We start from the raw sequence: 15595 nt of genomic DNA, 5'->3' as shown, positions 1-15595 counted from the left end.
TGTGCTGGTGCAATGAAGGGTACCCGCACGCATCGCGACGGCGCCGCCGTCGACAGCCCTGAGTTGGAGGTCGCGGCGCCAGCGCTGACCGCGGCCCACCGCGCCGCGATGGCGGCGTGGTCGGCGGAGCAGGGCGCGGGCGAGATCGGCCCGGTGCAGGCGCACGCCGACGGGCACCGCGAGGCGATGTCGACCTGGTCTGCCGAGCAGGCCGGCGCCGTCGCGACGGCGAGCGTCGCGGGCGCGTCATCGGCGCTGCCGCACGGCGATGTGATCCAGGACGCGTTCGGACCCCACGACGTGTCGAACGTTCGCGCCGAGGTCGGTGGCGGCGCGGGCGAGGCGGCGCGCAGCATCGGCGCGACCGCGTTCGCGACCGGCGATCGGGTCGGCTTTGCGTCGAGCCCCGATCTCCACACCGCGGCCCACGAAGCCGCGCACGTGGTGCAGCAGCGGCAGGGTGTGGTGTCGTACAAGGGCCTCGGCCCGTCCGACGATCCCCACGAGCGCCACGCCGATCGTGTCGCCGACGCGGTCGTGGCTGGCCGCTCGGCCGCGCCGCTGCTCGGCGAGATCACCGCCGGCGGCCGGCTGGCGCCAGCGGTGGTGCAACGCAAGCCGCTCGATCCGGCGGCGGTCCCGGCGACCGGCGACGTCGCCGCGACCTCGCTCGGGCTGTTCAAGGCGGCGCCGGCGCCGGGCGACGAGCTGGTGCGCGTGACGCTCGAGGCCGGGCGCTTGCCGGCCGACGTGGCCACGGGCCTCGGCATCGCGCCCGAGGTGTCGGTCACGGTGGCGCTGGCGATCGTCGGCACCGACCTCGCGCTGGCGATCACCGCGGGCGGCTCGACGCTGGTCGCGAAGGTCGACCTCGACAAGCTGCTGACGATCCTGGCCGGCCCGGCGGGGGCTCAGGTCGCCGAGCTGTTGCCGAAGGCGCAGGAGTTCCTGGCCAGCGCCGCCGGCCGGTTCACGGGCGCCGGCGCCGGCCACGTCAAGATCCACCTCTGGGGCGATCCGCAGACCGGCAGCTTCGTCGTCATCGACGTGGTGCGGGCCGTGCGCGGCGCGTGGCAAGGCAGCACCTCCGGCCTGCGCCCGATCGAGGCCCGCCTCGCGACCAAGGCCGGGCGGGTCGAGCAGTTCGCCGACGATCAGGTCAAGGCGGCCACGGCGCTGCCCGACGCCGGCACCGCGCTCGGCAGCCTCGAGCTCGCCGCGCCTGAGCTGCGCCACGGCGTCCTCGGGCTCGCCGACGACCTGCCGGTGCACGCGACCGTCTACTACGGCGACGGCAAGCTCGCCGTCGCGATCAAGCCCGACGCGGCCGCGACCACCGGCGTCGTGGCCGAGATCGATCTGGCGTACCTGGTCGGCAAGCTCAAGGCGCTGGGCGAGAAGGCCTGGCACCTGCTCGACGGGCTGCTCGATCGCCTCAAGCGCGGCGGCCGCGACTTCCTCAACTGGGCCAGCGGGCTCCTGCGCTTCGACCTGGGCGGCAACTTCGGCAGCTTCTTCGCGTTCGACTTCCGCATGCTCTTGCCGCGGCTCGGCGGCGGCGGCGGCGGCTTCCACCTCGGCGCGCTGTGGCCGACGTCGTGGTCGTTCGACCTGCCGGGCCTGAAGCTGGGCGCGCTGCCGCGGCTGTCGGTGCCGTGGCTCAAGTGGCCCAAGCTGGGATCGTTCGGCGTCGACCTGGGGCGCCTCAAGGATCTGTTCGGCAACCTGGGGCTGCCGTCGCTGCCGAGCCTGCCCTCGATCGACTTCGACCTGCACTTCGCCGGCCTCGAGCTCGGGCTGGCGCTCGATCTCGGCCGGCTGTGGCCCGATCTCGACTGGGGCGAGGGCGGGCCGTCGACGTTCGGCGTGAACCTCGATCTGTCGGCGCTGCTCGAGCTGCTGGCGAAGGCCGGCGGCGCCATCGCCAGCGCCGCGCGCTGGCTGGTCCGCAAGCTGCGCGCCGCGGGCGGCGCCGTCAAGCGCTGGATCCACCTCGGCCAGGACGGGCTGATCCGCATCTTCGACGGGCAGGCGCGCGATCCGGACAAGACCCCGATGCTCGGGTTCTCGCTCGTGCGGCTCCTCGACGGCGCCCAGGCCACCGACCTGGCGCCGGTCGAGATCCGCTACCACGGCGACGACGCCGATCTCGAGCTGGGCGCCGCCGTCGCGGCGGGCCCCGAGGCCGCGGCCGAGGCCGCCAAGGATCGCCCCGACGGCGCGGCCGCGCCGCAGCGGCCCGCGGCGCCGCTGGCCGAGCAGGACGGCGTCGCGCTGCCGGAGACCGCGATCACCACGCTCGGGCTCGCGCCTGGCGCGACCGGCTACGTCGCGATCGCCGGCGAGTATCCCCACCTGATCGCCTACGCCGAGGCCAAGAGCGGCCACCGCGACGGTCAGGAGGCGCTGCGGCTGTCGCTCGACGTGGCGCGGCTGGCGGCGCAGATCAAGGCCAAGCTGCCGCCGGCGAGCGGCCGCGGCGCCCGGGCGCCGGTGCCCCACCTGGGCGGCGTCAAGATCGGCGACGACGCCGCGCTCGAGATCCGCCTCGGCGAGAAGGCCGCCGACGGCGACAAGCCGGTCCCGTACGCGCGCGCGGCCTGGCGGGTCAGCAAGCTGATCGGCGCCAAGGACCTCAGCGCGCTGATCCCCGACGAGCTCGCGCTCGAGGCGCCCGGCACCGCCGGCCTCGTCCGCGGCGCCTTCGACCGCCCGGCCGGGTTGATCGGTGATCGCTTCGCGATCCCGGCGCCGTCGGTGCGGCGCGACGTGCTGGCGATCGCCGACGGCAAGGACGACGTGTTCCTCGGCGTCTACTTCGCCGATCAGATGCTGGCGCTGACCGCGACCGGCGAGGCCGACAAGGACGAGGGCCTGCTCGGCTACGTCAACGTCGTCAAGCTGCTCGAGCAGCTCAAGCGGCTGGGGGCGCTGGGCGAGCGCATGCTCGACGTGCTCGGTCAGGCGCTGGGCGCCGCCGTCGACGGCGCGCGCGGGTTCGCGGCCAAGGCCGCCGCCGTCGCGGCCAAGATCGGCCGGGGCGTGATGGCGATCGTCGACCGGGTGCTGCGGATCCAGCTGCCGACGCTCAAGGGCGGCGGCGGCGGCGGCTGGATCGGCTGGGATCTGTCGCGGCTGGCACCCAACATCAGCCTGTCGGGGTTCTCGCTCGACGGGCTGATCCCCGACTTCGAGGGCATCGCGCTGCCGGGCCTGCCGGGCCTGTCGCTGTCGTGGCTGCCGGCGTTGCACAACCCGTTCGCGGGCACGTCGCTCGGCAAGATCGCGTGGCCCGCGGTCGATCTCAAGCGGCTCTTGTCGGGCATCGGCGTCGACCTGCCGGCGCTGCCGAAGTTCGACTTCGAGGTGTTCGGGCTCGACGGGCTCGGGCTCGGCATCTCGCTCGACCTGGCGTTCCTCGACGGCGCGCTCGGCGATCTGTTCGGGGGCCAGCACAAGCTGTCGTTCCAGCTCGATCTGGCGGCGCTGCTGGGGCCGTTCGAGAAGGCGTGGGCCTGGCTCAAGCGCAAGTTCGGCGGTCGGATCAAGAAGGACGACCCCACGCTGCCGCACGTCGCGCTCGGCGGTGATGGCGTCCTGCGGCTGTGGGACGACGAGGCCCACATCGGCTTCCAGCTCACGCGGCTGCTCGATGGGTTCCAGCCCAGCGACGTCGTGCCGGTCGAGCTGCAGTTCCACGTCACCACCGGGGGCAAGGCCGGCGCGCCGACGACCGAGCTGGCGTCGTTCGAGTACGGCCGCGTGGTCGATGGCGATCACAAGGCGCCGGCCACGCCCGAGGCGGGCCAGGTGCTGGCGACCCGGCCCGAGGGCAAGGCCCAGGCCTCGGCCCGGTTCGACGCCCCGCCGCTGGTGCGCGATCACCTGGGCGCGCCGGCCGGCGCCGACGTCGTCGTCGAGCTGCTCGCCGACGGCGACGACGCGGTGCTGTTCGCCAAGGTCACCGGCACCGACCGCGGCATGGTGATCCGGATCGATCGCGCGCGGCTCGCGGGGCTGGCGGCCAAGATCGGCGGCCAGTCGACCACGGACATCGACGGCGGCGTCCGGATCCTGTGGCCGGAGTCGAAGGCCGCCCACGGCATCGTGCTCGGCTTCGGGCCCAAGCCCAAGCCCGGCACCAAGCAGCAGGACGTCCAGCCGCACGGCCACGCGATGTGGCGCCTGCACCGGTTCTTCGACGGGCTCGACGTGGGCGACCTCGTGCCCGACGAGGCCCGCTACGACCGGGCCGAGGGTGGGTTCGCCGTCGGCGTCGGCCTCGACGTGTCGAGGCTGCCCAAGGTCGCCGACATCGACGTGCCCGACAGCCCGTCGTGGGTGCAGGCCGCGGTCGGCCCGCGGGCCGAGGTCCACGCCAACGCCAGCGAGCAGCACCTGCGGGTCGCGCTCGTGTCCGCGGCCGACGAGCCCGGGGCGCCCCGCCGCGGCGTCGAGCTCGACGTCGCCGAGTGGTTCCTCGACGAGGCCGAGCGCGTGGTCGCGGCCAAGGTCAAGCAGGCGACGACCGCCGTCGGCAACGTGCTGCGGAAGACCCAGCGCGCCGGCGCGGCGATCGGCGGCGACCTGACCGAGCGGCGGATCGGCGTCGAGGCCCGGGCCAGCGGCCTGCGGCTGCAGCGCGGCAAGGACGGCGACGCCGACCACCTGTACGCCACGTTCGGGTGGAGCAACCTGGTCGACGTGGTGTCGAAGGGCGAGCTGGCCGGGCTCGTGCCCACCGAGTTCCGGATCGCGACCAAGAGCATGGCGCTCGAGGTCGAGGACCTGGCGCTGGCGAGCGACGCCACGATGCCCGCGGACGCCAAGCGCATCGGCGGCATGCACCAGCTGTTCCGCGACACGTTGACCACGTTCGGGCTCGGGCTCGACGACTTCCTCGCGCTCGACCTCGGCAAGAGCCCGATCCAGGAGCTCGGCGACGGCACGCACTCGGTCAACCTGGTCGGGCAGGTGTTCACGCCCAAGGACAAGCCGCCGGCGGGCGACCACGCCGAGGGCATCGCGATCGCCGACGCCAAGCAGGTCACGCTGTCGATGGGCCTCGAGGCGCTGCTGGCGCAGGTGCTGCCGCGCCAGCGCAAGTTCGCCAGCCCCAAGAAGCCCAAGCCCAAGCAGGGCACCCACATGAGCCTCGGGCTCAAGCGCGACGTCGCGCCCGAGCAGGCCGGCGATCAGCTCGGCGTCGAGCTGGGGGTCACCTCGGTCCACGAGGGCAAGAAGGGGACGCGCACGATCGAGATCCACGCCGGCTGGACCGCCGAGAAGCTGGTCACGATCTTGATGAACCTCGACGACATCGTCGGGCCCGACGCCACCCCCGACTCGGCGATGGGCCTGCTCACGCCCGACGTCGTCGGCGGGTCGTTCGCCAACCACCTGTTCAAGGTCGCCATCGAGAACCGCGGTGAGCGGGTCGGCGAGGAGGTCCGGGTCGGCGATCTGCCGCTGCTGCCGGACATCCTGGCGTCGTTCGTCGATCAGCACACCGCCAACGAGACCCGGCTGTGGCTCGAGGTGCCCGGCGCCTCCGAGCTCGCGAGCCAGTTCGGCAAGGCGCTCCTGGCCGGCGAGTACGTGAAGCTGGGCCGGGCGGCGATCGACATGCCGGGCGCGGCGTACCCGTTCGCGATCTCGCTGTCCTTGTCGCTCAGCTTCCTCGAGCGGCTGGCGGGGTTCATCCCCTACGTCGGGCTGGCGATCAAGATCATCCGCGGCGTGCAAGGGCTGGTGACGAACCCCAAGGAGACAGTCGAGAACCTGCTCTACGAGCCCGAGCTGTTCATGCACGCGTTCGAGAACGCCGGTGAGATCTACGACAAGCTGAAGACGATGTCGTGGAAGGACGCGGCGCTCATCTTCATGAGCAACGACGCGTCGACCAAGCAGCTCGTGTACGCGGCGCGGCTCAAGAAGCGGCTCAAGGCCGCGGGCGTCACGCTGCCCGACGGCCAGAAGGGCGGCGAGATGCCGTCGGCCGAGGAGCTGGCCTGGCTCAACAAGCAGGATCCCAAGGCGATCGAGAAGGCGGTCGCGGTCGAGGCCAAGCTGGCGGAGCTGGGCCTGCTGAGCGACGACGACGCCGCCGGCGCGCCGACCGGCACGCTCAACGTCGACGAGCTGACCACGCTCGAGGCGACGATCGAGGCCGGCTTCACCGAGTACGCGACCGCCAAGGCCAAGGCCGACGCGGCGCCCGACGACGCCGCGGCCCAGACCGCCAAGGCCGCCGCCGCCGAGAAGTTCCGCAAGGCGGTGGCGGCGCGCATCGCCGCCGGCGCCAAGAAGCAGGCGAGCGACCGCGAGCCGAGCCAGACCGATCCGGCCAAGCTGCCCGACGGCGCGCCGGCGCCCGAGGGCGACGAGGCGCTGGTCGATCTGAAGGACCTGCCCGAGCCCGACGCCGACCAGCTCGCGCTGGCCGAGGCGATGTGGAAGGACTCCAAGGAGGGCTACGACCCGACCCACCAGAGCTACCTGATCCAGAAGTTCGGGTTCCTCTCGATCGAGCAGCTCGCGACGTTGCTCGAGCGCGGCGTCGTGACGGTGCCGACCAGGGCCGGCGCGAGCAAGGCGCTGCCGATGTTCGAGTCGGAGCGACCGTTCGTGCAGCAGCTGTTCGTCGAGATGGCCAAGCAGCAGGGGTGGCGGCCGAAGACCAAGGACGACGGCACGCCGGGCGCGACCTCGGCCGAGCTGGTGCAGGCGTGGCGGCAGCGCAACCAGCAGGCCGCCGACCAGGCCAAGAAGGACGCGCGGACCCAGGCCCGGGCCGACGCCGCGGCCACGGCGGCGGCCGGCGGCGGCGCGCGCACGGGCGGCGGCAGCGGTGGCAGCGGCGGCAGCGCGAGCGCCGAGGGCGACGTCGACGAGTCGCTCGACGACGCGTTCTGGGCCGACGAGCGCGAGCACGACGACGCCAGCTCGGGCGGCGGGGCGACCGGCGACGGCCTCGACACGGACGGCGACGGCGAGCTGTCGGCCGACGAGCTGAAGGCCGACCCGGCCAAGGAGCCAGCCGCGGACGGTGACCACGACGGCGAGCACGAGGCCGACGGCGAGGCCGCGGCCGGCGGCGGTGAGGCGACCGAACCGGTCGTCGTCGACGACACTCGGCTGTGGCAGGTCCAGCGGCCCGACGCCTTGCGGTACGTGACGTGGGATGAACGGACGGCGACGCTGGGGCCGAACGCCGCCGCGATCGCCGAGACGATCGCGGCCAAGCTCACCCGGACGACGTCGACGGGCGAGGTCGCGACGCTCGACGGCATCGACGTGACGATCGGCGGGGAGGTCAGCGGCGACGCCGGGAAGCGCATCATCGAGTTCACGGTGGTCTGGACCGCGACCACCCCGAGTGGTGTGCTTCGATCGATCGCGTTCGCGTACTTCTACGACGTGTCCGCCAAGGACGTCTTCGCGTCGGGCGGTGGCCCGCAGGTCCTGGCCGCGATGCGACGCTCGTTCGCGTTGCGGGACGATCGGGTCGTGCTCCGGGACAAGGCCCTCGTGATCGGCCCTCGGGCGCTCGAGGTGCTCGAGGTCATCAGCACGCGCAAGCTCAGTGACGGCTACCTGGTCAAGATGCACCTGAAGGCGGTGAAGGTGCCCGAGGGGACGCGGATCCGGAACGCCGAGGACCGATGGCAGACGATCGCCGACGGCGATAGCTTCGACGCTGAGTTGCCCTACGTGCCGGAGGCCGCGGACTGATCAGGGCGCCGCGCAGCGGAAGCCGGGGCTCGCGGCCATCTGCCGCGAGCTCGCCGTGATGTGGTCCGCGGGGCTGGCCCACGACCCGCCCCGCTCGCCAGCGGCGCAGTCTTCGCGCCGCACCACCGGATCGGCGCACGGCGCGCAGGCGGGATAGGGCTCGACGTAACAATCGGCGACGTACTCGGCCGCGTTGCCGGCGAGGTCATGGACGCCCCACGGGGAGCGGCCGTCACCGTGTCCGCCGGTGCCGTCGAACGTGCCGACCGGGGCGGCCCGCTCGAAGCCGTCGGCGCACGCGGCGTCGTCACAGTTCGCGACGCCAGTCCTGAACGTCGTGCCCCAGGGGTACGCGCGATCACGTCCGGACCGAGGATCGTGGCGGGCCGCGAACTCCCACTCGGCCTCGGTCGGCAAGCGCTTGCCGGCCCACGCGCAGTAGCGGTCCGCGCCCGCGAGCGTGCCGAACCCCATCGGCTCTCGCGCGTGCCCGCCGATCACCGTGAACGTGCCGTCGGTGACGGCGATCGGCGAGTCGCCGCCGTCGTTGGCGGTGACGAAGCAGGCGCCGCCGCGAGCGGTCGGGCAGGCGTTGCCGGCGGCGTTGAGGAAGTGCGCGACCTGGGCGACGGTGACCTCGAACTGATCGATCGTGAACGGCGACAGCGTGACCTGGCGCTGCGGGCGCGCGCGCGCGGCGGTGGGGCTGCGATCGTCGGGGGCGGCGCCCATCGTGAAGGTGCCGCCGGCGATCTTGCACATCGGGTTGGGATCGCGGGTCGGGCGGGGCGCGTAGGCGGGCGTGCAGTCGCCCTCGCCACCGGGCTTGAGGGTCGGGGGCGGCGGCGGGGTGGTCGGCTCGTCGGCGATCGCGGTCGTTGCGTCGACGAGGGCGGGCGCGGCCGCGTCGGCGGCGGCCGGCGGGGGCGCCGCGGCGGGCTTCTTGCTGCCGCACGCGAGCAGGAGCGTGGCGGCCATGGCCGTGAGGGCGCGCATGGCCTGCATGCTACACCGCGGCCGGCGGGGGTCGGCAGGGCCGCGCTGATGCGCCGACGCGTCGACAGCGCGGCGCGGCCGGGGATGGCGCGGACGCCGCGGCGTCACGTCGTCTGCCCGCCGCGGCGCAGCGTCGGGACGCGTGATCGCGGTAAGCTGCAGGCGTGCTTGGCGACGATCGTGACGGGGCCGGCGCGAGCTTCGAGGCGGCGCTCGAGTCGTTCCGCTTGCGCGGCATGATCGCGATCCGGGGCGGCGTCGAGACCGACGATCCCCTGGCCGTGGAGCTCGCCCTGATCGACGAGGCGCGCGCGGCCTACCCGTCGACCCGGATGGCGGCCCTGGCGGCGCGGATCGGGCTCGAGCCCGACGACGTCGAGTTCCTGTGGTTCGCGGTGGCGTGGGCGCGCGACCCGCTGCTGGCGCCGCACCTGCACGTGCTCGTCGCCGAGCCCCAGCGCGGCGTGACGCTGGTGGCGTTCGCGCGGGTCGTCGGCTGGGCGCCGGCGCGGATCCGGCGCCTGGCTGGCCGGCTCGGCGCCGGGCACCCGCTGCTCCGGCACCAGCTGGTGGTGGTCACGTCGGCGGCGCCGATCGGACCGCTGACGCCGCTGCTGGTGCCCGAGCGCGTCAGCGCGTTCCTGGCAGGTGGCGACGGCGTCGACGCCGCGCTGGCCGCCATCGGCGGTCGGGTCGAGGTCCCGTCGATGTTGATCCTGGGTGACGGCGTCGATCTGAACGCCGAGCGGATCGCGCTGGCCCTCGGGGAGCGGCGCCCGGTCGTCGTCGTGGTCACGGGCCCGGCCGGCGTCGGCCGGCGCACGGTGGTCGCCGAGGCCGCCCGGCGGATCGGGCGCGACGTGGTGGCCGCAGATCTCGGGCGGGTCGCCAGCGGCGCCGACATCGACGAGGTGCTGCACGCGCTGCGCCGCGAGGTCGCGCTGACCGGCGCGGTGCCGATGGTCGTCGGGGGCGAGACCGTCGCCGGCGACGGCCCCGAGGCCACCGCGCGCCGCGGCGCCCTGACCGCGTTCGCCGCCCAGGTCGGCGTGTCGGTGGCGATCGCGACCACGGCCGGCAGCGTGGAGCTCGACGGCGCCGACGCGCTGGTGCGCTACGAGGTGGCGCCTCCGGAAGCCGAGGCGCGCCTCGCGCTGTGGCGGCGGGCGCTCGCGGCCGACGACGCCGGCGTCGAGGTGTCGGAGCCGGTGCTGGCCGAGATCGCGCTGCGGTTCCGGCTGGTGCCGGGCGCGATCGAGCGAGCCTGGCGCGCCGCGCAGGTGGTGATGCACGGCCGCGGCGCCCAGGCGCCGATCGCGGCCGATCTCACCGAGGGCGTCCGGCGCTCGACGCAGGAGCGCCTGGGCGGGCTGGCCCGGGCGGTCCACGTCAAGAACGACTGGCAGGATCTGGTGCTGCCCGAGGAGACGCGCGAGGAGATCGGCGTGGTGGTGGCGCGCGCGCGCCACGCCTACCAGGTCCTGGCCGAGTGGGGCTTCGCGCGCCACGTCAGCGGCGACGGCATCGCCGTCTTGTTCAGCGGGCCGCCCGGCACCGGCAAGACCATGGTCGCGGGGCTGGTCGCGCGCGAGCTGGGCCTCGACCTGTACCGGGTCGACCTGTCGCAGGTGGTGTCGAAGTGGATCGGCGAGACCGAGAAGTCGCTGGGGCGCGTGTTCGACGCCGCCGAGACCGGGCACGTCTTGCTGCTCTTCGACGAGGCCGACGCGCTGTTCGCCCGGCGGACCGAGGTCAAGGGCGCGACCGAGCGCTACGCCAACCTCGAGGTCAACTACCTGCTCCAGCGCATCGAGAGCTTCGCCGGCATCGCGATCCTCACGACCAACCTCGACGGCAGCATCGACGACGCGTTCCGACGACGCCTGGCCGCGCACGTCCAGTTCCCAGCGCCCGGGGATGAGGAGCGCGAGCGCCTGTGGCGGGCGCTGCTGCCAGCGGCGGCGCCGGTGGGCGCGGACCTCGACGCGTCGACGCTGGCCGCGCGCTTCCCCGACTTCTGCGGCGGCCACATCCGCAACGCCACCCTGGCCGCCGCGTTCCTGGCCGCGACCGAGGGCGTGGCGATCGGGCAGCGGCATCTCGAGCACGCCGCCCGCGACGTCGCGCGGTCGATGGGCCGCGTGCTGGCGGGATCCCGGACGTGACCGCGGGCGCGGACCTCGACCTACGCGGGGGCGAGGTCGGTCGATGACCGTCGCCAGCGGCGGGGCCCCGTACCGGGAGCTGGTGGTGGGCGCCGCCGCCGGGCCGGCCGGCGAGCTGGCGCGGGTCGACGTGTCGGGCGCGCGCGGCGCCGACGGGGCGGCCGGCGCCGACGGCGCCGACGGCGGTCGCGGCGGGGTGCTGCTCGCCGCCAGCGACGGTCAGCGCGGCGGCGACGCGGGCGCGGCGGTCGCCGGTGAGGACGCGGGCTCGATCGCGGTGACGCTGGCCTTCGCCGACGGGACCTTCACCCTGCGCGGCGAGCGGCGGCGGCCCGACGGCGGCGTGGCGGCGGTCGAGCACGCGGGCTTCGTGGGCGAGCGCGGCGCGATCGCGCTGCGCGCGGTCGGCGGCGCCGGCGGACGTGGCGGCGATGGGGGCGCGGGCGGCGCGGGCGGGCGTGGTCGCGACGGCGCCGACGCGACCCGGCACGGCAGCGGCGGCGATGGCGGCGATGGCGGCGCGGGCGGCGCGGGCGGCGACGCCACCAGCGGGGGCGCCGGCGGGCGCGGCGGCGCGATCGTCGTGCGGGTGGCCGCCGACGCGACCGCGGCGCTGATGCTGATCGACCACGCGGTGGCGGGCGGCGCCGGCGGCGCGCCGGGCGTCAACGGCCGTGGCGGCCAGGGCGGCGTCGGCGGCCGCGGCGGCTCGTCGTACTCGTGGACCGAGACCGACTCGTCGACCGACGCCAACGGCCAGACCCGGATCGACACCACCCACCACTCGAACCCAGCCGGGCGCGACGGGCACGACGGGGCGGCGGGGCGGGGCGGCGACGCGCGGGTGCAGCGTGGCGCCGACGCGGCGCCGGGCCAGCTGACGATCGAGGTCGACGACGGCGGCGTGTACGCGTCGCGCTACGACCTGCGGCTGCGCGGGTTCCGCCACGTCGACGGCAGCGGCGACGGCACCTACGAGCCCGGCGATCAGGTGCGGGTGACCGGGCTCGAGGTCGTCAACGTCGGCGGCATGCCGACGCCGACGACCAGCCCGCTCACGCTCGCCCTCGCCCAGACCGACTGGCTCGCGCCCGCCGACGGCCACCTCGTGTGTCCGCCGGGCCTGCCGGCCGACGCGGTCGCGCGGGTCGACGGCGAGCTGATCGCGACGATCCGCGATCACACGCCGACCGAGCCGGGGAGCCGCTGGCGGCGTCGACGACGATCGTGCACCGCGCCGAGCTGCCCGGAGGTCCGGCGCGGGTTCGACGACTACCAGGACGCGTCGGCGCGCGCCCTCGGCGCGATCGTCATCCGGCACCCGGTGACGCTGTCGGCGCCGCGGCACCTGCGGTCGCTGGCGCCGGGCGAGGCCACGCGCGTGCGGCTGACCGTGACCAACCGCTCGACGGTGGCGCTGGGCGCGGGCGCCGCGGCGCCGCGGGCGCTGCAGGTGCGGATCGCCCGGGCCGACGACGCGGGGCTGGCGGGGCGCCACGCGACGATCACCGGCGACGGCCGGTCAGGCGCCGCCACCGAGGCCTGGGTCCTCCCGATCGACCTGCTGGCGCCGGGCGAGGCGCGCGAGGTCGAGGCCGAGCTGCGCGTGACCGCCGACGCGCCCGAGTACCAGGCGCTCACGCTGACGATCGCGCTCGAGCTCGGGCCGCTCGCTGACCCAGCGACGCCGCGGCCGGTGCAGCTCCGGGCGGTGACCGTGCGCGTGGCCCGGGCGTTCGTGACCGAGGACGCCGACGTCGTGCTGGTCGTCAGCCACCAGACCTCGGCCGAGGACGTGGCGCGGTGGGAGGCGACCGCGCACGGCGTGATGGCGCGCCTGGCGCTGTGGGACGTCTCGCGCGAGGGCCACCTCGATCTCGAGCGGCCGCTGGCGGGCGGCGGCACGCTGGCGGAGCTGTTCGCCGGCAAGGCGATCGTGATCCTCGATCGACCGTTCGATGGGCCCGGCGGGCCGATCTCGCCGCGCGACCTCCTCGATCCCGACCAGGCGCTGCGCGCCGCCGCCACCGGCTCGACCTGGCGCTCATCGGCGACGGGCCCGGGCTGCGCGACCTGTTGACCCCATCGCCGACGGCGACCGGCACCGCCACCGACGTCGCCGACGATCGCGCCGCCGCGCTCGGCGTGGTCGCCCGCGGGCGGCGCGCGCTCGTGCCGGTGTTCCGGCGCTTCCCGCTCCTGCGCTGGCGGCGGCCCACCGCGGCCTGGCTGAGCGCGCAGGCCGAGCGCCCGAGCGCCGCGCTGGCCCAGGCGCCGCCGACGCAGCGCCACCTGGTGATCCATCGGTTCGAGCCCGAGCGCGTCGCCGGCGGCTGGCGCGGCGCGCTGTGGCGGTCGGCACGCTCGAGACGGTGCGCACGCTCGACGCCGACGCCGGCGCGATGGTCCACGCCGCCGGCACGCCCAGCACCGGCGAGGCGACGCTGGCGATGCTGGTGGCGCTCGACTTCGACCAGCAGCTCGAGCGCCTGCGCTGACCCTGGCCGACCCCGGCGCGACCTCGGCGCGCTGACCGCGATCGGTCGACGCGCTGGTGATCGACGTCGCCAGCGAGCTCGAGGTGATCAACCGCCCGGGCCGCCGGCGCGGCGCCAGCGCGGACGACCTGGCGGCGGCGCTGCCGCGGCTGCACGCGCTTCGGGCACGGCGTCGGTACGACCGCGCTCGACACGCCGGGCGGCGTGGCCGTGGTCGACCTGGCCAGCCGGATCGCGTCGTTCGCGGCGAGCCAGGTCGACTGGCTCGATCGCCTCGCCGCCGTGGCGCTGGTGGCGGCGCGCGCCCGCGACCGCGCGCCTGGCGACGGCGGCGCTCGGAGCGCTGGTCGCGTCGGTGTTCGCGCCCGACGAGCAGGCGGGCCGCCCGCGCGGCCATCGCGGCCCGGGTCGCCGCGCACCGCCAGGCGTACCGGGTCGCCCGGCGCGGTCTGGGCGGCGCGGGGCGGCGCGCCTACGGCCTGCGCGCGGCGCTGGCGCCGCTGGCCAGCGACGTGGTCACCGCCGACATCGAGCTCCTCACCTCGGCCGCCGAGCGCGTGGTCACCGGCGACGCCTACGACGACGTGCTGGCCGAGCGCGAGGCCGCCGCGGCGCGTCGGGCCCGCGTGGTCGACGCGCTCGCGGCCGAACGCGCCGCGCTGGGCGCGTGACCGCGGCGTCCTGGGCGCCGGGACCGTGGCGGTGGTGTACCGTCGGCGCCATGGGCCGCTGGCTCGCTCCGATCCTGGTCGCGGCGCTGGCCGCGTGCGGGCGCGTCGGCTACGACGCCGTGGCCGACGGTGGCGGCGGCGACGACGCCCTGACCGAGGACGCTCCGGACGGGCTCCAGCCGATCCACCAGTACCACCTCGACGGCGACTACCAGGACGACTACGGCGGGCCGGCGCTGACGCCGGCCGGCGGCACGTCTACCGCCGGCGGCTATCAGTTCGGCCCGAACCAGGGGCTGTCGGTCTCGGGCGCGATGCTCGACCGGGTCTACACCGTCGATCCGGTGTTCGCGTTCGACACGCTGTCGGGCTGGCACAAGATCCTCGACTTCGAGGACCTGGTCACCGACGAGGGCTACTACACCTACGGCGACCTCGCGCAGTTCGTCGTGGTCGCCGGCTCGTCGTTCGCCGACGGCCCACCCGGGCTGATCGCGGGCACGACCTACCAGATGACGCTGAGCCGCGACGCCGCCGCGACGGTGACCGCCTACGTCGACGGCGCCCAGGTGTTCCAGTTCGTCGACGCCGCCGAGGTCGCGACCTTGGTCGCGCCCGCGGCCCGGCCCACTTCTTCATCGACGACAACGCCACCGGCCAGGGCGAGGCCGCGGCCGGCACGGTCCGGCGCATCCGCATCTTCGACGTCGCGGCCACGCCCTCCGGACCTGCCGCCCTGAGCGCAAACGCGGGGCGCGGCGACCACCGCGGTCGGGCCCGGTCCGGCGCATCGGCTGACGCAGCCGTTCCGGCCGCGCCGCGCGACCGCTCGTCTGACCGTGTGAGACCCGGCCGCTGCGCCGCGGTTGCGTGGCCCGAACTCGGTTTACGGTCTCCGATCTGATGAGCTGCATGCCCCCACGTGGCGCGCGCCGAGTGGTCGTCGCACCCGCACTTCCCGTCGCAGGTGCTGTTGCTGGGCTCGCACGAGAGCTTTCGGCGCGCGTGAGCCGAGAGGTCGCGGCGCTCGCGGCGCCCCCGCCGACACGGCCATCGCCGGAACAGCTCTTTCTCCGTGGATGAGCGCGATGCAGCCACGAGGCCTACGAGAGATAACAAGCTCTACCCTTCCTCGCGCGGCGCGCGTGCGTCGACACGCGACCTGCCGAGCGGGGCCACGCGGCGCTCCACGAGGCCGAGCGGGAGGTGCGCGCCTGCTTCGACCGCTGCCACGTCGTCGCAGCGCGCGCGACGCAGGGCACGAGGCGGCCCGCGCGGCGCTGGGCGCGGCGTTGCGCGACCACGACCGGCTGCTCGACGCGCACCTTCGCGCTCGAGGAGGAGCTGGTGATCCCCGCGCTTCTGGCGCTCGCCCGCCGAGTTCGACGACTACCACCACTCGCCCATCGGCGACCTGCTCGCGCGGATCCTGGCGCGCGCGGGGCGCCAGCTGCTCATGACCGAGCCGCTGCCGACCTGGGCCGAGCTCGGCCCGTCGGGCTGGTAGCGCCTGCGGCGGAGCCGGACCGGG

At 75.2% G+C, this 15595-nt stretch carries 6 protein-coding genes; 5 read left to right on the top strand and 1 reads right to left on the bottom strand.

What is annotated here, in order from left to right; all coding sequences use genetic code 11:
• The first annotated feature begins 12 nt into the window (after positions 1-12).
• Positions 13-7734 (top strand): DUF4157 domain-containing protein, encoded by a 7722-nt coding sequence (locus IPL61_08175; GenBank protein MBK9031299.1) that lies wholly within the window; start codon positions 13-15, stop codon positions 7732-7734.
• Here the strand turns inward: IPL61_08175 and IPL61_08170 are convergent, their stop codons facing one another.
• A complete protein-coding gene (locus tag IPL61_08170; protein MBK9031298.1) occupies positions 7735-8730 on the bottom strand; it encodes an SUMF1/EgtB/PvdO family nonheme iron enzyme in 996 nt (331 codons plus the stop codon). It abuts the gene before it with no gap.
• Between the two features lie 164 nt (positions 8731-8894).
• Here IPL61_08170 and IPL61_08165 point away from each other — a divergent pair, with 164 nt between their 5' ends.
• The 4 genes from IPL61_08165 (at position 8895) to IPL61_08150 (ending at position 14804) form a co-directional block, all read left to right on the top strand.
• Positions 8895-10895, top strand: a complete 2001-nt coding sequence (locus tag IPL61_08165) for an ATP-binding protein (protein ID MBK9031297.1) — start codon at positions 8895-8897, stop codon at positions 10893-10895.
• Positions 10896-10938: 43 nt separating this feature from the next.
• The gene (locus IPL61_08160) at positions 10939-12975 is read left to right on the top strand and encodes a hypothetical protein (protein ID MBK9031296.1); all 2037 of its coding nucleotides are present in this window, start codon (positions 10939-10941) and stop codon (positions 12973-12975) included.
• 930 nt (positions 12976-13905) lie between these two features.
• Positions 13906-14064, top strand: coding sequence for a hypothetical protein (locus IPL61_08155; protein ID MBK9031295.1), 159 nt, complete (start codon positions 13906-13908; stop codon positions 14062-14064).
• 50 nt (positions 14065-14114) lie between these two features.
• Positions 14115-14804: a hypothetical protein gene (locus IPL61_08150; GenBank protein MBK9031294.1), complete on the top strand. Its 690-nt coding sequence runs from the start codon at positions 14115-14117 to the stop codon at positions 14802-14804.
• The last annotated feature ends 791 nt before the right edge of the window (positions 14805-15595 follow it).

The organism is Myxococcales bacterium (assembly GCA_016717005.1).
GTDB lineage: Bacteria > Myxococcota_A > Polyangia > Haliangiales > Haliangiaceae > UBA2376.
Note: the sequence above shows the minus strand (reverse complement) of the source record. Positions and strands in the feature narration are given on the sequence as shown.